The sequence below is a fragment of the Aurantiacibacter hainanensis genome (assembly GCF_036321025.1).
Taxonomy (GTDB): domain Bacteria; phylum Pseudomonadota; class Alphaproteobacteria; order Sphingomonadales; family Sphingomonadaceae; genus Alteraurantiacibacter; species Alteraurantiacibacter hainanensis.
Window position 1 is genome coordinate 1,508,886 of record NZ_JAZAPB010000002.1, and the last position, 20,432, is coordinate 1,529,317.

Here is a 20,432-nt window from a genome sequence, read left to right on the forward strand (position 1 = left end):
GTAAAATCTCAGCCGCTGGTCAGGATTCGAGCATCGCTATAGCCCGCGCGCCGCACGTTTGCGAGGGAGGCTTCGGCTTCTCCACGGGTAGCGAACGGCCCGGTTTGCACCAGATGATACCGTCCCGACTGGCTGACCTCGCCGCCCAGCGCGTTTGCCGCCCGCCGCGCATTGTCGACACTCGCGAAAGCGGCGGCCTGGACGACGAAGCCGCTTGTGAGGGGCTGCGTAGCGTCTGCGGCGCCCTCGTTGGACCGATCGCCTGACGCCACGGTGATTTCGGCCTCGGTCGAGGCCAGTTGCGGCCCGGACGCAAGCTCAGGCGTTTCTAGGGGAGCGATGGACTCAATCTGTCCCGGCTCCTCCACCTGCACCGGATCGGGCGATGTGGCGGTGGAGGCGGCGACGGAAACCGTTTCCAGTTCGCGCGGTGGCTCTGCATTGGTGGCAAGAATGGCCGCGCCGCTTCCAGGCAGCCGGCGTTGCAGCACCGTCAGCAGCGAAGCAGGCGTATCCATGCGCAGCGGGGCGGCCTCGCCCGACCGCAGCATCGCGCGATGATCTTCCGGCGGATTGACCCGGCGCACCCGCACCGGAGTTTCCACATTGCCGCCCAGCTGGGCCATGGCCGCGGGCGACAGGGCCACGAGGTGGTTCGTCGTCATCGGTCCGCGCCGCTCCAGCCGGACAAGCACCGTGCGCCCAGTCTCGAGCGAGGTGACCTCGGCATAGCTGGGAACCGGCAGGGTGTGGTGCGACCCCGTGAAACCGGACGTATCAGGGTCGAGCGCGAGATAGCCGACCTCGTCGTAATTCAACACGTCGGCGGGGGTATAGGTGGTGCCCGCCACCTCGTATGGCTCGCCCACGGTGATCGGATAATCTGCCTGCGGGCCGCCGGGCGACAAGCCCGAAGCCGACGCTGAGGTTAGTCCGCTCGTGCCCCCAGCGCCGCACGCGGCGAGGCCGAGCGCAAGCGACATGGTTATCAGCGCGCGGGAAGACGCGCGAATTGGTCGGCTATCGGCTGATCTCATCTGCAAGCAATCCCACACTCATGGCGTAGTAATTCGAGCAGTTGTATTCGAGGATAACCTTATAATTCTGGGTTAAGAGGTAGCCGGGTTCAGCAGGTCCATCGGGCTCGAACAGCGCGGCGAGCACATCGTCGCCGATGGGCGCGCGCGGCTCGATCCCGCGTTCGCGCCACTCGCGCACCGTTAGCCAACGACTATGGCGTTCGTGGACGCGGGGGCAGACGGGCGAAGTCACCCTGTTCTCGATTCCGCTGCGATCGGCCGACTTGGGCACATAGGCGCGCACGGCCCACGGTTCCCCGGTGCGCCAACCCGCATCGCGGAAATAGTTGGCGATGGAGTGCATGGTATCGACATCGGAGTTCCACAGGTCGCGATCCCCGTCGCCATCGCCATCCACTGCCAGCCGCAGATAGACACTGGGCAGGAACTGGCCGTTGCCGAAGGCTCCTGCCCAGCTTCCCTCCAGCCGGGAACGCGGCACGCCCATGTCCACCATCTTGAGGACATCGATCAGTTCTCGCTCGAACAGGGCGCGGCGACGCCCTTCCCATGCCAGCGTCGCCAGCGAGCGCGGCAGGTCGAATCCGCCCATCACTGCGCCATAGGCGGTCTCATGCCCCCAGATGGCGACGACGATTTCCGCAGGAACGCCGTATTGACGCTCGATCTCGGCGCCAATCGAGCGGACTTCGGCCAGCTTGCGAACGCCGCCGTTGATGCGCGAGGCGGTGTTGTGACGGTTGAGATAGCCCGCCATCGAGGGAAAGCCCGTGCTGGTGGTGGAACTGCCGGACGAGACATTGTCGCGGTCCAGTTCCAGCACGCGGTTGTTGGGCGTGAGGCCGGAAAACACCCTGTCGATGGTCGACTGGCTGACGCCCTCGGCGCGTGCGTGCTCGGCCACTACGTCGAGATATTGCTCGAAGCTTTCGCTCTGCGCGGAGGCAGGAGCGGCGCAAAGCAGGGCGGCGGAAGCGAAGGCGCCGATGCGGCGCAAGATCTTGAGCGTCATGGAAGAAACCCTACTGCACTGCGGCCCCGGGGGGAATCCCCCCATTCGCGCCGTGCGACAGGATGCCGCAGCAGCGCGGCTGCCCGCGCCTATTCATCCAGAGGCGCGTAGGGCGGCTGCATGTCGGGATTGTTGGCCAGCATTTCCGCGAAGGGCGTGAAACCGCAGTTCTCTTCCTCGCAGTAGGTAACCGTGTGGATGTAGCGCAGCTTGCCGTCCTCCACGCGGAAGGTGTGGCTGTCGGGGCGCGCGTTCTCGCCGAATTCGAGGAAGACGTTCACCGCGCCCTTGGCCTCGTCCACCACATAGCGGCGGTTCTTGAGCTCGACGCCCTCCGGCACGCCGACATTGCAGGTGTCGGTGGGTTCGCCGCGTCCCGTGTAGACCCCGCCTTCCAGACGTGCGCAGGGCTCGCCCCACGGCACCTCGACGGTGGGATCGTTGAACAGGTCGAGATAGGCGTCGGCGGCCGCGATCAGCTCCTCGCGCGTGGCGCGCTCACCCTCGGGCAGTTCGCTCCAGTCCTCGCGCCGCGCATACTCGTAGGTCGCCTCTGCATCGAAAAGCCAGTCGCCCTCGTCCGTCACGATGTTGTCGAACGGGCCGACGCCGAAGAAGCCGTTCCCCAGCTGTGTCGCGATGACCATCGGGCGCTCCTCGTCAAACATCACGGCCTCGACGAAGACCTGGCAGCTGGTGGTATCCAGCAGAGCCATATGCCAGTTCACTTCGCGCGGCTTGTCGAGGAAACCGCCCAGCGATCCGCGCTGGAAATTCTCGTTGTATTCGACCCATTCGCCCAGCTGCATGGTCATCATGGTGCCCTGCTCCAGCGCGGCTACCCAGTCGTCGGCGATGCCTTGCAACAGTTCCCGGTCGCAGGCTCCCTGCGCCTGTGCGGGTGCGGCGATGGCAAGGGCGGTGGTTGCAGCAAGTGCAGCGCAGATGGTGCGTTTCATGGTGAGCGATCCTCTCGAACGATCCCGCCGGTTGGCCCGGCAAATTGACTTCATCCGATTGTTAGCGCGACGCAATGCGCCTGTCACCTAGGCACGTTCGGCGGGCAGGATTTCGAGGTGGTCGCTGGCGGACAGGGTGGGATTCGAACCCACGAAGGGCTTGCACCCTTGCCGGTTTTCAAGACCGGTGCATTCAACCGCTCTGCCACCTGTCCGCTCGAGCGGAAATGGCCGCTAGCGAGAAATGACGGCGATGTCACGCGGGCTGCGACTATTCCATCTGCTCTTCCGCGGGGCAGAGTTCGCCTTCCTGACGTTGCGGCTCGGGCTCCAGCGCCACGCGCTCCGGTCGATAGCCTTCCTGGGGCTGGTCTGAAATCTCGTATTCCATGACACTCTCCTCTTCGCCAAAACGACGAAGAAGCCAGTTCTTTCCGGTATTTGCGACGAGCGGTTCGTCGCAATTCAAGCCTAGACGTGGATCACGCGCCCATAGGCGGCGAGCACGCTCTCGTGCATGGATTCAGAGATCGTGGGATGCGGGAAGATGGCCTGCATCAGTTCCGCTTCGGTCGTCTCGAGCGTCTTGCCCACGACGTAGCCTTGGATCATCTCTGTCACTTCCGCGCCGATCATGTGCGCGCCCAGCAGTTCGCCGGTCTTGGCGTCGAACACGGTCTTGGTGAAGCCCTCGGCCTCGCCCAGCGCGATGGCCTTGCCGTTGCCGATGAAGGGGAAGTTTCCGACCTTCACCTCGTACCCGGCTTCCTTCGCCTTGGCTTCCGTTAGGCCCACGCTCGCGATCTGCGGGTGGCAATAGGTGCAGCCGGGAATGGCATTGCGGTTGAGCGGGTGTGGGTGAACATCCTTGTTGCCCAGTTCCTTCGCGATGGCCTCTGCCGTGGTCACGCCTTCGTGGCTTGCCTTGTGCGCCAGCCACGGGCCGGGCGTGCAGTCGCCGATGGCCCACAGGCCCTTGCTCTTGGTGCGACCGTAATCGTCGATCTGGATGAAGCCGCGATCCATTTCCACCAGCTTTTCCAGACCGACGTTTTCGGTGTTGGGCTGGATTCCGATGGCGACGATGCAGTGGGTGAACTCGTGATCGGCAACCTTGCCGTCCTTGCCCTTGATCTTGGCCTTCACGCCCTTGTCGTCGGTCTTGATGTCTTCCACGCCCGCGCCGGTCATGATGGTCATGCCCTGCTTGGTCAGGCTCTTTTCGAGGAAGGTCGACACGTCCTTGTCTTCCACCGGCACGATCCGGTCGAGCATCTCGACCACGGTAACGTCGGCGCCCATGTCGTTGTAGAAGCTGGCGAATTCGATGCCGATCGCACCGCTGCCGATAACCAGCAGCTTCTTCGGCATTTCCGAAGGCGTCATGGCGTGGCGATAGGTCCAGATGCGCTTGCCGTCGGCCTTCGCGAACGGCAGGTCGCGGGCGCGGGCGCCGGTGGCGACGATGACGTGCTTGGCGGAGAGCTTTTCCTCACCCTTCTCGCCCTTCACCGTCAGGCTGGTGGGGCCCGTCAGAGTGCCCTCGCCCATGTGCACGGCGATCTTGTTCTTCTTCATCAGGTGCGTCACGCCCTGGTTCAGCTGCTTGGCGACCCCGCGGCTGCGCTTCACCACGGCTTCCAGGTCCGCCTCGATCTCGCCGGCGATCTTCAGGCCGTAATCCTTGGCATGCTGGGCATAGTGCAGGATCTCCGCCGAACGCAGCAGCGCCTTCGTGGGGATGCAACCCCAGTTGAGGCAGATGCCGCCCAGGTTCTCCCGCTCCACGATGGCGGTCTTCAGGCCAAGCTGCGCGCAGCGAATGGCGGCGACATAGCCGCCGGGGCCGGAACCAAGGACGATGACATCGTAGGAATTGCTCATGATCTATCCTGCAAGCATGGTGATATGACGGGGTGAGAAACGCGCGCGGGCATCAGCCTTCGCCTCTTGGAGTGGAGCAGGCCGTGGAGCCCGCGTTTTCGGCAAGGATGCGGGCGACAAAGGCATCGGCTTCGCGTCCGGCAGCTTCGGCGGCTTCCTGCTGATAGAGGAACACGCCGCCATTGTATTCGACCGGCTCTGCCAGAGAGGGAATGTCGAAACCGTGTTCGGCATCGGCGTAGCGGTGGACGATGAAATTGTCCTGCGGACCCGCGCTTGCGAGAAACGCGTCCAGCGCTTCGGCCGTGGTGAGGTCGTCGCTTTCGCCCTGCAACACCAGCATGGGCACCTTGGCCTCGAAATCCTCCGGCTGACCCAGGACGAGGGGATAGTAGCCGATGGCACCGACCAGGTTCGGCACCGGATCGTTGACCAGCGAGAGCACGCCAGATCCTCCGGCGGAAAAACCGATCACGAAGCCCGGGCACTGCAGGTCCAGCCAGCCCTCGCGTTCTGCCGATGCGAGCGCATCGCGCACCACCTCGGCCTCCATCGGGCCGGGAATGCCCGCGCTGTCGATCCCGAGCACGGGCGCGGCGGCCTGGTAGTGAACGACCATCGCGTCCAGACCCTGCGCGTTCCATTGGCGGGCCACGTCGAAGTAGAACTCGGTATCCCCGAACACCTCGATACCGCCGCCGCCGGGCAATACGACGATCCACGGATGGGGGCCATCGCCCTCGGCGGAGGACGGATAGTAATGCGCATCGGCGCTGGCTTCGGGCACGGGGGCCTCCTCCTGCTGCTGCCCGGCGGCCTGAGCACTCGCGCCGAGAAGGCCAATGGCGCCCAATCCTGCGATCGTGCGCTTCATGGTCACTTACCCTCGACCGCGCGCGGCTTGCCCGCCTCATCGATGGCGACAAAGGTGAAGTCGGCCTTGGTCACCAGTTCCTCGTTCTCCGAATGGCGCTCGCGCCGCCAGGCCTCGGTGGCGATGTTCATGCTGGTGCGGCCGATGCGGGTAATCTCGGCATAGACCGAAACCTCGTCCCCCACCTTCACCGGCTTGTGAAACTCCACTCCATCCATGGCGATGGTGACCGCCCTGCCCTTGGCCTTGCGTGCGGCGACGAGGCCAGCACCGGAATCCATCAGGCTCATCAGCCAGCCGCCGAAGATGTCGCCATAGGCGTTGGCATCCGCCGGCATCGCGGTGACGCGCATGACGGGATTGCGATCAGGCATTGGACGCCTTCTTCAATGTGAAACACCGAGTTTCTGCTGGCATTCCGTGCGGGAGCGCGATCAAGCCACCAGCCCCAGCGGTGCCTCGATCATTTCCTTGAAGACCTTCATCAGCTGCGCGCCGTCGGCGCCGTCGATGGCGCGGTGGTCAAAGCTGCCGGTGGCGCTCATCACGCTGGCGATCTGCAGGCTGTCGTCGACCACGTACGGACGCTTCTCGCCCGCGCCGATGGCCATGATCATGCCCTGCGGCGGGTTGATGACGGCCTCGAACTGCTTGATGCCGAACATGCCCATGTTGGAAAGACTGGCGGTGCCGCCCTGGTATTCCTCGGGCGCCAGCTTTCCTTCCTTGGCGCGGCCCGCGAGATCCTTCATCTCGCTGCTGATCTTGCTGACGGACTTGGCCCCTGCATCGGTGACGATGGGGGTAATGAGGCCGTTGGGGATCGAAACGGCGACGGACACGTCCGCGCGCTTGAACTTCAGCATGGAATCGCCCGCGAACTGCACGTTGCATTCGGGCACCTGTTCCAGCGACTTGCCCAGCGCCTTGATCAGCAGGTCGTTCACCGAGAGCTTCACGCCCTGCGGCTCCAGCGCGGCGTTCAGTTCTCCGCGCAGCTTCAGCAGCGCATCGAGGCGGATATCCACCGTGAGGTAGATGTGCGGGATCTGCTGCTTCGACTCGGTCAGGCGGCGCGCGATCGTCTTGCGCATGCCGGATAGCTTCTCGACCTCGTGCGGGATTCCGAAATCCTGCGCTTCGGCGGGCTTCGGCTCGACCGCCGGGGCCATTTCCTTTTCGGCCTTGCTGGCGGCGGGTGCCTCGGCGGAGGGCTGCGCGCCTTCCACGTCGGCCTTCACGATCCGGCCGTTGGGGCCGCTACCCTTCACGCTGGCAAGGTCCACGCCCTTCTGTTCGGCGATACGGCGTGCCAGCGGCGAGGCGATGATGCGTTCGCCGTCCTTCGTCGGCGCCGGACCGGCCTCGATCTCGTCGCTCACTTCGGTTGAGGCGGGCGCGGGAGCAGGTGACGGGCTTGGCGAAGGTGCCGGGGCGGCTTCCTTCGCCTCTTCTTCCTTGGCGGCAGGGGCCGGGGTCGGAGCGGCATCGCCGCCGCCCATCGGCTCGACGTCACCGACGTCCTCGCCCTCTTCCGCCAGCGTCGCGATAACGGTGCCCACGGCCACGTTTTCCGTGCCTTCTTCCACCTGGATGTGGGCGATGGTGCCCTCGTCCACGGCCTCGAATTCCATGGTCGCCTTGTCGGTCTCGATCTCCGCCATGATGTCGCCGGAGGAAACCTGGTCGCCCACTTTCACCAGCCACTTGGCAAGGGTGCCTTCCTCCATGGTCGGCGAAAGGGCGGGCATCTTGATGGCAATCGGCATAGAGGCGCTTGGCTCCCTTAAAACATGATGTCGCGTGCCCGTGCTCTCTGGCCAATTTGGCAGCGCGGGGCAAGGCATCTTGCGGTTTTCAAGGTTTCGCACGATACGGCGTGCAGGGGAGAACGAACGAATGCGGGTCTATCTGACCATTGTCGACGAAACCGAGGAAGCGCGCGCGGCGCTGCGCTTTGCTGCAAGGCGCGCGGCCAAAACGAACGGCAGCGTCCACATACTGGCGCTGGTGCCGCGGCAGTCGTTCAACGCCTTCGGCGGGGTTCAGGCGACGATAGAGGAAGAGGCGCGCGACCGGGCGGAAGTGCTGGCCAATTCCGCGGCGGGCGAGCTGATGTATGAATCGGGCAAGATGCCGCAGATCGCGGTGCGCGTGGGAGAAGCGAAGGCCGTGGTGGCCGAGTACCTCGCCGACCATCCCGAAGTCGCCGCGCTGGTGCTGGGTGCCGCTGCCGAGGGTGGCCCCGGCCCGCTCGTCACCCACTTCTCCGCTCACGTGGGCAGCCTGCACTGCCCGCTGATCATCGTTCCGGGCAGCCTGTCCACCGAAGAGATCGACAAGCTTAGCTAGGCTATCAGGTCAGCGTGCCGCGCGTCGGATAATCCTTCTCCAGCGTGAAATCGATGCCCTTCAGCAGCTGGTCCAGCGGGGGGCGCGTGAACGGCGCGCTCTGCACCACGGCGAAATGTACTGAGCGGTCGGGCTTGAGCAGGAACAGGCCGGGTTCGCTGAAGACCTCCGGTTCTTCGCTGCCCTCGCGCTTCTGCGAGATGTAGAGCCCCCAGGCGCGGGCCTGATCCTCCGGCAGGTCGTAGACCAGCGGCAGGTCGTGCGTTTCCCATTCCTCGTCCACCGTCATCGCGCGATCCTCGTCGTCCATCGAGATGGCGAAGACGTTGATGCCGCGATCGGTGAAGTCGGACAGGCGACCGCCCAGTTCTTCAAGATAGTTGCGGCAGATCGGGCAATGCTTGCCGCGGTAGAACACCAGCATGGTGAAGGCGTCGGGCGTCTGGTCCGAAAGCTTGAAACGCGCGTCGATGGTCAGCGGTAGTTCGATATCCGGGGCGGTAGAGCCGGGCTTGAGCATGAAATTCTCCTTTGCCCGGTCAACGGTGCCCTCCCCCGCCCGTTCCGTTACTTCTTCTTGCGGCCCTGATGCCGGATGTTGCCGGGCCTGCCCCGCTTTCCGACATTGTGCTTGCCCTTGCCATCCTTGTGCTGGCGCGGCTTCTTTTCGGGCCTGCGCCCGCGCGGTTCCACCCGCTGGCCGCTGCTGCCGCCCTCGGGAAGCTCGAACTTCAGCGCCCCCGTCAGCGGATTGGCCTCGCCCAGCCGCAGGTCCAGCACGTCGCCCACGGTGTAGGTGGTGCCGGTGTTCTCGCCGGTCAGCTTGTGAGCGGCCTCGTCGTAATGGAAGTACTCGCGGCCAAGCGTGCTGATGGGCACAAGACCGTCGCCGCCCATGCCCACGATGGTGGCGAAGAAGCCGAATTTCTGGACGCCGGTGATGCGCGTTTCAAAAACCTCGCCCACACGGGCGGAAAGCCATGCGGCGACGTAGCGATCGATGGTATCGCGCTCCGCCTCCATCGCCCGGCGCTCCGTGATGGAGATGGCATCGGTGATCTTGCCCAGGTCCGCCCGGTCCCGGTCCGATAGGCCGGAATGGGCGGGTATCGTGTTCCCCTTTGGCTTGGGTTGCTCCAGCTTGTAGCTGTCCACCAGCGCGCGGTGCACCAGCAGGTCCGCATAGCGGCGGATGGGCGAGGTGAAGTGCGCGTAACTGCCCAGTGCGAGGCCGAAGTGCCCGGCGTTCTGCGGGCCGTAATAGGCCTGCGTCTGGCTGCGCAGCACGGCTTCCATCACCAGCGCCTTCTCGCCCGGATCATCGCCGATGTCCTTTATCATGCGGTTGAACAGGCTGGGCGTGATGACCTGCCCCAGCGCCAGGTTCTTGCCGATGCTCTCGAAGTATTCGCGCAGGGCGATCAGCTTCTCGCGCGTGGGCGGCTCGTGGATGCGGTAGACAACCGGGCTCGCCTTGCTCTCCAGCGCCTTGGCCGCCGCGACGTTGGCGGCAATCATGAAGTCTTCCACCACGCGGTGGGCGTCCAGCCGCTCGCGCACCTTGATGCCCTGAATCTTGCCGTTCTCGTCCAGCTCCACGCGCCTTTCGGGAAGGTCGAGATCGAGCGGATCGCGGTCGACGCGAGCTGCGGACAGCGCTTTCCAGCAGGCCCACAGCGCGTTGATCGGGCCCGTCGCATTGCCGTCGTCGATCTGCGCCTGCGCGTCCTCGTATGCGATCACCTGCTCGATACGCACGATGGCGCGGGTGAAGCGCCAGTCGGTAACGCGGCCATCGGCATCGATGGTGAGGTGGCAGGCCATGGCTGCGCGGTCCTCGCCTTCGCGAAGCGAGCAGACATCGGCCGAGAGAACTTCGGGCAGCATGGGCACCACGCGGTCAGGGAAATAGACCGAGTTGCCGCGGCGCCGGGCTTCCTTGTCGAGATTGCTGCCGGGGCGCACGTAGAACGATACGTCGGCAATCGCGACCAGCGCGCGAAACCCGCCTTCCCCGTCGCTTTCCGCCCAGATGGCATCGTCATGGTCGCGCGCGTCGGCAGGGTCGATGGCTACGATCGGCAGGTGGCGCAGGTCTTCGCGGTCGTCCTCGCTAAGCGGCAGCCTGGCTGCCTTCTCCGCCTCGTCCAGCACTTCCTGCGGAAAGCGGTTCGGGATGCCGTATTTGTGAATGGCGATGAGGCTGAAGCTTTTGGGCGCCAACGGGTCGCCCAGCACCTCCGTCACCTTGACCGAGGAATTGCGCCCACGCCCGACAGGCTCGGCCACCACCAGTTGCCCCTTCTCGGCATTGCCGAGATCGGAAACGGGTGACGAATTGCGGATGCGCTTGTCGACCGGGGCCAGCCACGCCTTGCCGCCGCCATCGATCTCGATCACGCCCAGCATCTGGTCTTCGGCCACGGCCAGCTTCTTCATCGGATGGGCGAGGAAACCGCTGCCCTTCTCCTCGGTGCGCGCAAGGATGCGGTCGCCGGTTCTCAAGGCAGTCTGCTTCTTCTTCTCGATCACCCGCAGGCGCGGCGGCGCGCTGCCGTCGTCGGGATTCCAGCTTTCGGGCACCGCGATGGGTTCGCCATCGTCGATATCGACGACTTTCAGCACGGTGACGCGCGGTACGCCGCCCATCTTGTGGAAGGCGCTCTTGCTGCTGTCGATCAGGCCTTCTTCGGCCATGTCCTTCAGCAGCGCCTTGAGGGCAATCTTCTCCTGCCCCTTGAGGCGGAAATGCTTGGCTATCTCGCGCTTGCCGACACGCGTGTCGGACCCGCGAATGAATTCCATGACCTGGTCCTTGCTCGGCAGGCCTTCGAACTTCTTTGTGTTTTTCGGTTTGTTCATGTGCCCCGCCATATGGGGGCGCTATTCCCCGGTGTCGACGGGTAGCGGATAGAATTGTCCGCCCGGCACCGCGCTGGAGACCGGGCTTTCCGCGCCGTCTGCCGCCACCGAACTGACGCCGAAGATCCAGTCGTCGCCGCGATCGGGCGCAAGGACGATGGAATTCAGGTCTGCCGCAGGATCGGCGCGCAGCGTTTCGCGCCAGCTCCAGCCGGCCTCGTCGGTGCGCCTGCGCCACACGTTGTAGCGCACCGCCCCCGGAACAGGCTCCCATTCCAGCAGAACGTCGGGGCGCACGATGCCGTCGGCCTGCACCACGGGCGGCATTGGCGTGCGGGCCAGCACGTCGGCGGCGCGCACGTTCAGCCGGGTAACATCGGCGAGGTATTCGAAATCCATCTCGTCAACCGTATCGCCGTAGGTGACGCCGTCCTCGACGCGCAGGTCCTGGTGCTGGTGCTCGTAATCCTCGATGGCGACCGAGAAGCGGATGGCGGGATAGCCGCGATCAAGGAACGGCAGGTGGTCCCCGCCCCGCCCCATGCGATCGCTGCGCCACGTCTGCCGCACGTCCAGCCCTGTGGGCTCGCCCTCGGCCAGCTGGTCGAGGAAGCGCGAGAGGTTGCGGCTGGGGCTGTCGTTCGCTCCGCCAAGGCTGCGCATGCTGGCGCGAACATCTTCGTCCGCATCGGCGCGCACGCCTTCGGAGAAGACGCGCACGTGTTCGGCATCGCAGACCCCGTCCGACCCGCAAGAGCCGCCAACGACATCGTTGTTCAGCACGGCCTTCACCGTCCAGCCCTGTTCGGTCGCATAGTCCGCCAGCAGGTTGCCGCCGTAGAGACCCTGCTCCTCGCCCATCAGCAGGGCGTAGACGATGGTGGTGGGATATTCGTTCTGCGACAGCGCCCGCGCGGCTTCCAGCACCAGCGCGCTGCCGCTGGCATTGTCATTCGCGCCCGGCGCGTCGCTGTCCGCATCCATCACGTCGGACACGCGGCTGTCTATGTGACCCTGGATGATGACGACTTCGTCAGGCCGCTCCGTCCCGCGCTGTATGGCCACGGCATTGCGGATCAGCACCGGCTCCGGAATGCGCCGGCCGCTCATCTCTCGCTCCACGAAGGAGACGTCCAGGCACCCGCCGCACGCCGCGCTGGCTTCCTCGAATTCCGCCCTGCCCCAGTCCAGCGCGGCGCCGATGCCACGCTCCGGATCGTCGAGGCTGGAGAGGGTATGGCGCGTACCGAAGGACACCATCGTTTCCACATTGGCCTGCAGGCGTTCAGCCGAAACCGATTCCGCCGGGTCGCCAGCCACATCGTGGGCCATCGCGGGCCCGGCAAGTAAGGCGAGGACAAGGGCGGGACGGGAAAGCTGAGGCATGATGGGGATTTGCTCTTGCTGCTGCTGGATTATCGCGAATGGCTCTTGCCAAGGGCAAGGCTATGCGGTTTCGTGCGCAACCACAACGCTTTCCGGCTGAAGGATTTCTCGCAATGATCAGAACAATTTCGGCAGGACTGCTCGCCAGCGTAGCCTTCGCCACCCCCGCCCTGGCGGGCAGCTACTATCCCGTACTCGGCCCGGTGATGACCGATCCCAGTGTCGAGGAGCTGGGCGCGCGCTGCAACTTCTATCTCGATCAGCTGGGCCTGCACCGCGACGCGATCATCGGCAGCCAGTCCGAGCCCAGCGTCGATACGACCCTGCGCCGGCTGGATGATACAACGGCCATCCTGTCGGGCGCACAAGGCGAGTTCCAGCTCTACCAGCAGGTGCTGCTGGAGCCGGAACTGAGACAGGCGGCGGGCGACTGCACCGTTTCGCTCGGCTCGTTCGCCAGCCAGCTGAACCTGTCGCAGCCGATCTACCAGAAGCTGACCGCCATCGACGCAAGCGACGCGGACGAGCTCACGCAGGCCTATCTGACCGACCTCATCGCCGACTACGAACGCGCCGGCGTTGGCCTCGACGATGGCCCGCGCGCCCGCGTGCAGGAAATCCGCGATCGGCTCAGCCAGCTCAGCTCGGATTTCGCCCGCAATATCGCCGAGGACGTGCGCACGATCCAGGTCACGCCGGAGGAACTGGAGGGCGTTCCGCAGGACTTCATCGACGCGCGCGAGGTCGGGGAGGATGGCACGATCACGCTGACCACGGCCTACACCGACTACCAGCCGGTGATGACCTACGCCGAGAGCGACGATCTGCGCCGCCGATTCTCCGAGGTCTATTCCCAGCGCGCGTGGCCGGAAAATGACGAGGTGCTGCGCGAAATCTTCACCCTGCGGCGCGAACTGGCCAACATTCTCGGTCGCGAAAGCTATGCCGCGCTCAGTTTCGAGAACCGGATGCTGAACACCCCGGACAAGGTCGAGACGCTGATCGCCGACACTGCCGCCGCGGCCCGCCCGGTGGCGGAGTACGACTACGCCCAGTCGCTGGCTGTTCTGCAGGAATTGCAACCCGGCGCGACGGCGATCATGCCCTGGCAGACAGGCTGGCTCAGCCCGAAGGTGCAGCAGGCCAACTACGATTACGATCCGCAGGAAGCACGCCAGTATTTCGCTTACGACAACGTTCGCGACGGCGTCTTCGCACTGACGGAGCGGCTGTTCGACGTCGAGATTCGCGACTGGGACACCCCAGTTTGGCATGAAAGCGTGGAGGCGCTGGAAGTTGTCGACGAGGGCGAAGTGATCGGGCGCTTCTATCTCGATTCGCACCCGCGGCCGGGCAAGTTTACCCACGCCAATGTCGTGCCGATGTACTGGGGCGATCCGGACTACGGCCCGCCGACCACCGCGCTGGTGCAGAACCTGCCGCAGGGAGACCACTCCACCGGCCTGATGGAACACGGCCAGGTCGAGACGTTCCTGCACGAATTCGGGCACGTGCTGCACGTGATCTTCGGCGGCACGCAGGAATGGGCGGGCCTGACCCCCATCGGCATCGAATGGGACTTCATCGAGGCGCCCTCGCAGATGCTGGAGAACTGGCTGCTCGATTACGACACGCTGGCCACCTTCGCGGTGAACGCCGAGGGCGAAACTATTCCGCGCGACCTGGTGGAGCGGATGAACCGCGTCGCCTATTTCAACCAGGGCATGATGGAGATGAGCCAGCTGGGCCTGTCGAACATCGCGCTGAAGTTCCATACGGAGCCGGTGCCGGACAATCTCGGCGCGGCGACACGTGCCTGGGGCAACGAGTATTCACTGATACCGGCGCCGGACTATTCGGAATTCCAGTCCGCCTTCAGTCACCTCGATGGCTACGAATCGAACTACTACACCTACGGCTGGTCACGCGTGATCGCCCAGGACCTGATGAGCCGCTTCCGCGAGGAAGGCCTCACCAATCCCGAAACCGCGAACGACTATCGTCGCCTGATCCTGGAGCCGGGCGGCGCCAGGCCTGCGGCTGAACTGGTGCGCGACTTCCTGGGCCGGGATGTGACGATGGATGCCTTCCGCGCCGAACTGGAACGCGGACTGGAACAGTGAAAGGCAGGGCGCGCGTCTAGTAAGCGCGCGCCACGTAGACGCGTTCCACCGCCGGCTCTCCGGTGAAGATGCACGTGCCGTCTGCGGGCGGCGCGTTCATCGGCACGTTGCGCAGGGTAAGGCGCAGCTCCTTCAGTTGCTCGACGACCTTGTCCAGCCCCTCCCCGGTGGGTTTGGACCATTGCACTTCCACCCAGCCCGGGTGCTTCTTGTCGCGCCCGAAATGCGCGGCGAGCGCATCCATGTCCGTGATGTCGCGCACGATGTTCGCTTCGCGCCGTTCGCGCGCCTCCACCAGAAGGCCATTCTGCATGTCCGCCAGGATCGTCGGCACGCTTTGCGCACACAGGTCGCGGTCAGGGTTCTGGAAGGCGGGCTTGCCGCTTTCCATGTCCCACAGCGCATCGCGGCGCAGCAGGCTGACGACCCCGTTCTCCATGTCACGCGGACCGACTTCGATGATCACCGGCGCGCCCTTGCGGACCCAGTCCCAGCGCTTGGCCGCTGCCTTGCCGGGCCGCTTGTCCAGCAGCACGCGCGCGCTCTCGCCAAGCACGGTCTGTCCAGCGATGGCGGCACGCAGCCCCTCGCAGTAGTCCAGCAGGGCCTCATCCTCGGGCTTGTCGCGCAGCATGGGCAGGATGACCACCTGGAAGGGCGCGAGCGCGGGCGGGACGCGCAGCCCGTCGTCATCGCCGTGAACCATGATGAGGCCGCCCACCATGCGGGTGGAAACACCCCAGCTGACCGTATGGCAGAGTTCCTCGCGGCCTTCGCTGTTCTGGAAGTGGATGTTGGCGGCGTGGGCAAAATTGGTGCCGAGATAGTGGCTCGTCCCCGCCTGCAGCGCCTTGCCGTCCTGCATCATGGCCTCGATCGACCATGTTTCCAGCGCGCCGGGAAAACGCTCGTTCTCCGGCTTTTCCCCGGCGATCACGGGGATGGCGACGTCTTCCTCGGCAAAGGCACGGTACATCTCGAGAGCCATCATCGTCTCGTCCCTCGCCTCCTCGGCGGAGGCGTGGGCGGAATGCCCCTCCTGCCACAGGAACTCGCTGGTGCGCAGGAACATGCGGGTTCGCATTTCCCAGCGCACGACGTTGGCCCACTGGTTCAGGCGCAGCGGCAGATCGCGCCAGCTCTGCACCCAGCGGCTCATGGCATCGCCGATGATCGTTTCCGAGGTGGGGCGCACCACCAGCGGCTCTTCCAGCTTCGCTTCGGGATCGGGCATCAGACCGCCCTCGCCATCGGAGATAAGGCGGTGATGGGTGACGACCGCCATTTCCTTGGCGAAGCCCTCGACATGCTGGGCCTCCCGCTCGAAATTGGCGAGCGGGATGAACAGCGGGAAATAGGCGTTCTGGACGCCCGCTGCCTTGATCCGGTCGTCCAGCAGGCGCTGCATCCGCTCCCAGATGCCATAACCCCACGGCTTGATGATCATGCAGCCGCGGACGCCCGATTCCTCGGCCATGTCGGCGGCGGATATGACCTCCTGGTACCAGGCAGCGAAGTCGTCTGCGCGCTTGGCGTTGAGGGCGTGGCGGATGGCAGTCATGGGCTTGGATCCAGAGTGGGAATCGATACGAAGCCCCAATGACGCGCGCGAGGCGTCATGTCGAGACTTGCGTCGATGCAGGTGGGGTCGGCCGGGAAGACCGCGTGAATTCTAGTTGTCGAACTTGTCGAGCTTGCGCTGCATCTCGGCCATCTGGGCCTTCAGCGCCTCGATATCGTCCTTGCTCGAAGCCTCGTTGGCAGGCTCGCCAGTCGCGGCCCCCTTGGCGCCGGGCATGAATGCACCCGCCGCCGCCTGGAACATCGCCATGTTCTGCTCTGCGATCTTGGAAAACGCGTCCGGCCCCATGCTCGACTTGAAGGCTTCCTGCAGCTTGGTCTGGTTGGTGCGGAAGTTTTCCATCGTCGCTTCGAGATAGGGCGGCATCATCGACTGCATCGAATTGCCGTACATGGAAATGAGCTCGCGCAGAAAGCTGACCGGCAGCATGTGCTCGCCGTTCGCCTCTTCCTCCATGATGATCTGGGTCAGGATCGCATGGGTGATATCGCTGCCCGTCTTGGCGTCCAGAACCTGGAAATCCACGCCCGTCCGAACCATTCGCGCCAGGTCGTCAAGCGTGATGTAGCTGGATGACCTGGTGTTGTAGAGGCGCCGATTAGCGTACTTCTTGATGATAATCGGTTCGCCGTCGGCGGTCTTTTTTGCGGCCATGATGCGGATCCCTGCCCTTAGTGTGGTCGCATCTTAGCACTCGCAGCATGAATTTAGCAATCAATCCCGATGGACAACCCGTTGTAATCGCCTCCCAAGCAGCGTGAGGAGCTCATATTGGGACAGTCCCGAGATTCTCGAAGCCTGCGGCAAACCATAGGGAAGGCTGCAAAAATCCCCTTCGCGAAGGTTCGAATCGCTGCAATCCACGATGACCATGTCCATCGAAACACGGCCGATTATCGGAAGTCGCTGCATTCCATGCTGCAATGCACCGCCCTCGCCCCAGCTGCGAAGGATGCCGTCGGCGTAGCCTATTGAAATCGTTGCCGCCCGCATGGGGCGATCCGCGCGCCAGGTTGCGTTGTATCCCACGTAGTCCCCTGCATGCAGCTCTCGCATCTGCAAAATGGCTGCTTCGGGAAACGCGACCTGGCGGATCGCGCCTTCCAGTTCGGGTCGCGGAACGCCGCCATAGATGGCGAGCCCCGGACGCGTCAGGTCGAAGTGATAGTCCTGCCCCAGCGCGATGCCTGCGCTGTTGGCGAGACTGTAGTTCTTCGCATCGAACCGCGACACTGCTTCGCGAAAGACAGCCAGCTGGACCTCATTCTGCGCGCTGTCCTCGTCGGCAGAGGCGAGATGCGACATCAGCGTATCGATCTCCAGCTCCTGCAACGCGCCCTCCCCCAGCCGTGCGGGCTCGATGCCAAGCCGGTTGATGCCGCTGTCCACCATGAGGTGGCACGGCCCTCCCCCGCTTTCGAGCCACAGCTGCGCCTGGCGCAGCGAATTGATGACCGGGAGCGCCCCCGTGGCGCGGGCGAACTGCGCTTCCTCTGCGTTGCCTACGCCATGCAGCACCGCGATCGTATCGCCAGCTGTGTGTTTCAGGACAGCCGGAACCTCGCTCCAGTGCGCCACGAAGAAGTTCCGGGCACCCGCCGACAGGAGGGCCGGCATTACCATGTCGATCCCCAGGCCATAGCCATCGGCCTTTACCGCAGCCCCGGCTCTCGCGCTTCCCGACATGCGGTCGAGCGTTCGCCAGTTCGCGATCAGGGCATCTGTGTCGATCCGCAGGCGCAGGCTGGCGGGCGGTCTATCGGGCAGGGTCATCTTCGAAATCGCGCGGTGGTCCTCCCGGTATGCCCCACCAGGCGACGACGACGCCGAAGGCGACCACGGCCCAGGTGTACCACAGGCCCGAATAGACATCGCCCGTGCGCGCCACGATGTATCCGGCGATCAGCGGCAGGAAGCCGCCAAGGTAGCCCGCGCCGATATGGTAGGGGATGGAGAGCGAGGAATAGCGGATCTGCGGCGGGAACATCTCTGCCAGCAGCGCTGCGACCGTGCCGTAGGTGAGCGCCGACAACACGCCGAACACCAGCAGCAAGCCAAGGATGCCGATGATGTTGGGCAGTGGCGGGGTCTGGACCGAGAAGTCGTAGCCCTGCGCTTCCAGCGCGGACTGGATCGTGCCGCGCCTGTTGCCTTCGTCGAGGGCGCTGTAATCGAGGCTGGCCCCGCCGATGGTGAGGCTGGAAGCCCCGCTACGCAGGTCGTAGGGGACGCCCAGGGCGGTAAGGTCCTGCAGCACCCTTCCGCATTGGGTCGCCTGAACCTCCGCGAAGGGATCGAAGCTGCAATCCGCGCCGCTCACGACTACCGGAGCTTCCTCGGCGCTTTTTTGCAGGCCCGGATTGGCAAGCGAGCCCATACCCCAGAACAGCGGGAAAATCAGTGCCAAGGTGGCCAGCGCGCCGATGATGATCGGCTTCTTGCGGCCGATCCTGTCGGACCAGCGGCCGACCACGAGATAGAGACCCATGGCCATGGAGCCCGCCAACAGCATGATGATCTCCACTAGGCCCTCCTCCACGCGCATCGGCCCGCGCAGGAAGGAGAGGCTGGAGAAGAAGGCGGTGTACCAGATCGTAGTCAGGATGCCAGTGATCCCGAACAGCGCCACGAAGATGCGTCTTTTGTTGCCGGGATAGGTAAAGCTCTCCACGAACGGGTTTCCGGCCGTCTCGCCGGCTTCCTTCATGGCCTGGAAAACCGGGCTTTCCGACAGCTTGAAGCGCATCCACAGCGATATGGCGAGCAGGATCAGGGAGAGCAGGAACGGGATACGCCAGCCCCAGGCGGCGAAATCGTCCGGCGGGATAAGGGCGCGGCAGGTCAGCACCACGAGGATGGAAAGCACGAAGCCGCCAACTACGCTGGCCTGGATGAAGCTGGTGTAGAAACCGCGCTTTTCGGGCGGCGCGTGCTCGGCGACGTAGATGGCCGCCCCGCCGTATTCACCGCCCAGTGCCAGGCCCTGCAGGATGCGAAAGCCGATGACGATGATCGGCGCGGCCAGACCGATGCTGGCGGCAGTAGGGATCAGGCCGACGCCCGCGGTCGCCACGCCCATAAGCGTGACGGTGACGAGAAAGGTGTACTTGCGGCCCAGCCGGTCTCCCAGAAACCCGAACAGGATTGCGCCAAGCGGGCGGAAGCCGAAACCGACGGCAAAGCCAGCCCACACCAGCAGCGTCTGCAGCGTTTCGTTGTCGCTGGGGAAGAAGGCTGCACCGATCAGGCCTGCCAATGTGCCGTAGATGAAGAAATCGTACCATTCGAACACCGTGCCGGCCGAACTTGCCGCGATGACGAGGCGGATTTCCTTCTTGCTCGGTTCGTGAAAGGTTGGTGCGGCCGCTGTCGCCATATGCTCCCCCGGGAATGGTCAGGAGTTTGGTTAGCTTGCCTCAGCCGTGCTGGAAAGGGCCGCCATCGCTGCCTTCCACGGCAACAGCATCGCGCCGTGACGTCCCGGATAGTCCCTCGCAGGGGCAATCAGTGCGATGTCGGGCCAATCGGGTTCTGTCCCGCCCTCCGAAAGCCAGGCCGCCATGGCATCGTGCGCCTTGCGAATATCGGCAGCATCCCTGCCCGCAGCATGGCGCGTGAAGATCGCCGCGGCAGCCTGTCCTACGGCGCAGGCGCGCACTTTCAGGCCCACCTTCTCGATGCGCTTATCACCGTCGAGCAACAGATTGATCTCCAGCGTGGAGCCGCACGTGGGCGATCGGGCGGAGCCGAGGATCGTAGCCGTTTCGAGAAGCGGACTTTCTGCAAGCTCCACCGCGGCGGCGAGCATTTCGGGTGTGTAGAGCCGTTCCGCGCTCATCCCGCCTGTTCTTCCAGCAGGCGTTCGCGCCTTTCAGCGATGATCTGCACCATGGCGCGCGATCCGGCATCGACAAGCTGGTAGGTTCGCGCCTCCGCAATCCACACGGGGCGACCCTTCGATCCCCACACCGTGTCGTATCCCAGCACCAGCAGGGAAAAGGCCACGACCACGATCATGATGCCCTTCAGTGCGCCGAAGCCGAAGCCCAGCACCCTGTCGATCGGGCCGAGCACCGAATTGCGGGAAGATCGCCCGGCCACACGCGAAATGAGTTTCATGGCGGCATAGGGGATCAGCAGAAGCAGCGCGAAAGCGAAGATTGCGGCGGTGACGGGAGAACCCATGAAATCCAGGATCGCCGCGGTCAGGTCTGTATGCAGGAAGCGGATGGCAAAGATCGCGAGGACCCAGGCGGCTATCGACAGGACTTCCTGCACAAAGCCGCGCAGGAACCCGCCTATTGCGCCGACCCCCACGATCAGCAGCACGATAAGATCGAAGCCCGTCATCCGCGCAA

At 64.5% G+C, this 20,432-nt stretch carries 18 protein-coding genes and 1 tRNA gene; 2 read left to right on the forward strand and 17 right to left on the reverse strand.

Translation table 11 applies throughout. The features are described 5' to 3' along the window. Positions 1 to 8: 8 nt before the first annotated feature. The 8 genes from AAA989_RS14760 to AAA989_RS14795 form a co-directional block, all read right to left on the reverse strand. Complete coding sequence (locus tag AAA989_RS14760; protein ID WP_338244863.1) at positions 9 to 869, reverse strand: SPOR domain-containing protein; 861 nt, start codon at positions 867 to 869, stop codon at positions 9 to 11. A 151-nt stretch (positions 870 to 1,020) separates the two neighbouring features. Further along, positions 1,021 to 2,052, reverse strand: a complete 1,032-nt coding sequence (locus AAA989_RS14765) for a lytic murein transglycosylase (protein ID WP_338244865.1) — start codon at positions 2,050 to 2,052, stop codon at positions 1,021 to 1,023. An 89-nt stretch (positions 2,053 to 2,141) separates the two neighbouring features. Then, positions 2,142 to 3,011: a DUF8021 domain-containing protein gene (locus AAA989_RS14770; protein ID WP_338244867.1), complete on the reverse strand. Its 870-nt coding sequence runs from the start codon at positions 3,009 to 3,011 to the stop codon at positions 2,142 to 2,144. Between the two features lie 125 nt (positions 3,012 to 3,136). After that, positions 3,137 to 3,226 (reverse strand) — tRNA-Ser (locus AAA989_RS14775). Positions 3,227 to 3,482: 256 nt separating this feature from the next. Continuing rightward, entirely contained in the window at positions 3,483 to 4,895 is a 1,413-nt protein-coding gene (lpdA, locus tag AAA989_RS14780; protein WP_338244869.1) for a dihydrolipoyl dehydrogenase, read from the reverse strand. A gap of 52 nt (positions 4,896 to 4,947) precedes the next feature. After that, positions 4,948 to 5,769 (reverse strand): dienelactone hydrolase family protein, encoded by an 822-nt coding sequence (locus tag AAA989_RS14785; protein WP_338244871.1) that lies wholly within the window; start codon positions 5,767 to 5,769, stop codon positions 4,948 to 4,950. Positions 5,770 to 5,771: 2 nt separating this feature from the next. After that, positions 5,772 to 6,143 carry an acyl-CoA thioesterase gene (locus AAA989_RS14790; RefSeq protein ID WP_338244873.1) on the reverse strand — a complete coding sequence of 124 codons (372 nt, stop codon included), beginning with the start codon at positions 6,141 to 6,143 and terminating at the stop codon, positions 5,772 to 5,774. Positions 6,144 to 6,203: 60 nt separating this feature from the next. After that, positions 6,204 to 7,538 carry a pyruvate dehydrogenase complex dihydrolipoamide acetyltransferase gene (locus AAA989_RS14795; RefSeq protein ID WP_338244875.1) on the reverse strand — a complete coding sequence of 445 codons (1,335 nt, stop codon included), beginning with the start codon at positions 7,536 to 7,538 and terminating at the stop codon, positions 6,204 to 6,206. Positions 7,539 to 7,668: 130 nt separating this feature from the next. Between AAA989_RS14795 and AAA989_RS14800 the strand changes: the two genes are divergently transcribed. Beyond that, positions 7,669 to 8,121, forward strand: coding sequence for a universal stress protein (locus AAA989_RS14800; protein ID WP_338244877.1), 453 nt, complete (start codon positions 7,669 to 7,671; stop codon positions 8,119 to 8,121). 4 nt (positions 8,122 to 8,125) lie between these two features. Here the strand turns inward: AAA989_RS14800 and AAA989_RS14805 are convergent, their stop codons facing one another. The 3 genes from AAA989_RS14805 to AAA989_RS14815 are packed head-to-tail and all read right to left on the reverse strand — an operon-like array spanning position 8,126 to position 12,369. Continuing rightward, positions 8,126 to 8,641 carry a peroxiredoxin-like family protein gene (locus AAA989_RS14805; protein ID WP_338244879.1) on the reverse strand — a complete coding sequence of 172 codons (516 nt, stop codon included), beginning with the start codon at positions 8,639 to 8,641 and terminating at the stop codon, positions 8,126 to 8,128. A gap of 47 nt (positions 8,642 to 8,688) precedes the next feature. Beyond that, complete coding sequence (gene rnr, locus AAA989_RS14810; RefSeq protein ID WP_338244881.1) at positions 8,689 to 10,983, reverse strand: ribonuclease R; 2,295 nt, start codon at positions 10,981 to 10,983, stop codon at positions 8,689 to 8,691. A 21-nt stretch (positions 10,984 to 11,004) separates the two neighbouring features. Continuing rightward, complete coding sequence (locus AAA989_RS14815; protein ID WP_338244882.1) at positions 11,005 to 12,369, reverse strand: M28 family peptidase; 1,365 nt, start codon at positions 12,367 to 12,369, stop codon at positions 11,005 to 11,007. Between the two features lie 113 nt (positions 12,370 to 12,482). Here AAA989_RS14815 and AAA989_RS14820 point away from each other — a divergent pair, with 113 nt between their 5' ends. Next, positions 12,483 to 14,492, forward strand: coding sequence for a M3 family metallopeptidase (locus tag AAA989_RS14820; protein WP_338244884.1), 2,010 nt, complete (start codon positions 12,483 to 12,485; stop codon positions 14,490 to 14,492). 16 nt (positions 14,493 to 14,508) lie between these two features. Here AAA989_RS14820 and AAA989_RS14825 read toward each other — a convergent pair whose 3' ends face one another. The 6 genes from AAA989_RS14825 to AAA989_RS14850 form a co-directional block, all read right to left on the reverse strand. Further along, positions 14,509 to 16,053 carry an aminoacyl--tRNA ligase-related protein gene (locus tag AAA989_RS14825; protein WP_338244886.1) on the reverse strand — a complete coding sequence of 515 codons (1,545 nt, stop codon included), beginning with the start codon at positions 16,051 to 16,053 and terminating at the stop codon, positions 14,509 to 14,511. Between the two features lie 111 nt (positions 16,054 to 16,164). Then, positions 16,165 to 16,728 carry a polyhydroxyalkanoate synthesis repressor PhaR gene (phaR, locus tag AAA989_RS14830; RefSeq protein ID WP_338244888.1) on the reverse strand — a complete coding sequence of 188 codons (564 nt, stop codon included), beginning with the start codon at positions 16,726 to 16,728 and terminating at the stop codon, positions 16,165 to 16,167. 60 nt (positions 16,729 to 16,788) lie between these two features. Further along, positions 16,789 to 17,847: an alanine racemase gene (alr, locus tag AAA989_RS14835; protein WP_338244890.1), complete on the reverse strand. Its 1,059-nt coding sequence runs from the start codon at positions 17,845 to 17,847 to the stop codon at positions 16,789 to 16,791. Then, positions 17,831 to 19,450, reverse strand: a complete 1,620-nt coding sequence (locus tag AAA989_RS14840) for an MFS transporter (protein WP_338244893.1) — start codon at positions 19,448 to 19,450, stop codon at positions 17,831 to 17,833. The genes alr and AAA989_RS14840 overlap by 17 nt, the downstream gene beginning before the upstream one ends. A 30-nt stretch (positions 19,451 to 19,480) precedes the next feature. Continuing rightward, on the reverse strand, positions 19,481 to 19,912 hold the full coding sequence (locus AAA989_RS14845; protein ID WP_338244895.1) for an iron-sulfur cluster assembly scaffold protein: 432 nt from the start codon (positions 19,910 to 19,912) through the stop codon (positions 19,481 to 19,483). Continuing rightward, positions 19,909 to 20,424 (reverse strand): CvpA family protein, encoded by a 516-nt coding sequence (locus tag AAA989_RS14850; RefSeq protein ID WP_338244896.1) that lies wholly within the window; start codon positions 20,422 to 20,424, stop codon positions 19,909 to 19,911. Before AAA989_RS14850 ends, AAA989_RS14845 begins: the two co-directional genes overlap by 4 nt. Positions 20,425 to 20,432: the final 8 nt, after the last annotated feature.

Coding starts and splice junctions, on each gene's coding strand:
- AAA989_RS14765 (WP_338244865.1), bottom strand. CDS start 2,052: ATGACGCTCAAGATCTTGCGCCGCATCGGCGCCTTCGCTTCCGCCGCC.
- AAA989_RS14770 (WP_338244867.1), bottom strand. CDS start 3,011: ATGAAACGCACCATCTGCGCTGCACTTGCTGCAACCACCGCCCTTGCC.
- lpdA (WP_338244869.1), bottom strand. CDS start 4,895: ATGAGCAATTCCTACGATGTCATCGTCCTTGGTTCCGGCCCCGGCGGC.
- AAA989_RS14785 (WP_338244871.1), bottom strand. CDS start 5,769: ATGAAGCGCACGATCGCAGGATTGGGCGCCATTGGCCTTCTCGGCGCG.
- AAA989_RS14790 (WP_338244873.1), bottom strand. CDS start 6,143: ATGCCTGATCGCAATCCCGTCATGCGCGTCACCGCGATGCCGGCGGAT.
- AAA989_RS14795 (WP_338244875.1), bottom strand. CDS start 7,538: ATGCCGATTGCCATCAAGATGCCCGCCCTTTCGCCGACCATGGAGGAA.
- AAA989_RS14800 (WP_338244877.1), top strand. CDS start 7,669: ATGCGGGTCTATCTGACCATTGTCGACGAAACCGAGGAAGCGCGCGCG.
- AAA989_RS14805 (WP_338244879.1), bottom strand. CDS start 8,641: ATGCTCAAGCCCGGCTCTACCGCCCCGGATATCGAACTACCGCTGACC.
- rnr (WP_338244881.1), bottom strand. CDS start 10,983: ATGAACAAACCGAAAAACACAAAGAAGTTCGAAGGCCTGCCGAGCAAG.
- AAA989_RS14815 (WP_338244882.1), bottom strand. CDS start 12,369: ATGCCTCAGCTTTCCCGTCCCGCCCTTGTCCTCGCCTTACTTGCCGGG.
- AAA989_RS14820 (WP_338244884.1), top strand. CDS start 12,483: ATGATCAGAACAATTTCGGCAGGACTGCTCGCCAGCGTAGCCTTCGCC.
- AAA989_RS14825 (WP_338244886.1), bottom strand. CDS start 16,053: ATGACTGCCATCCGCCACGCCCTCAACGCCAAGCGCGCAGACGACTTC.
- phaR (WP_338244888.1), bottom strand. CDS start 16,728: ATGGCCGCAAAAAAGACCGCCGACGGCGAACCGATTATCATCAAGAAG.
- alr (WP_338244890.1), bottom strand. CDS start 17,847: ATGACCCTGCCCGATAGACCGCCCGCCAGCCTGCGCCTGCGGATCGAC.
- AAA989_RS14840 (WP_338244893.1), bottom strand. CDS start 19,450: ATGGCGACAGCGGCCGCACCAACCTTTCACGAACCGAGCAAGAAGGAA.
- AAA989_RS14845 (WP_338244895.1), bottom strand. CDS start 19,912: ATGAGCGCGGAACGGCTCTACACACCCGAAATGCTCGCCGCCGCGGTG.
- AAA989_RS14850 (WP_338244896.1), bottom strand. CDS start 20,424: ATGACGGGCTTCGATCTTATCGTGCTGCTGATCGTGGGGGTCGGCGCA.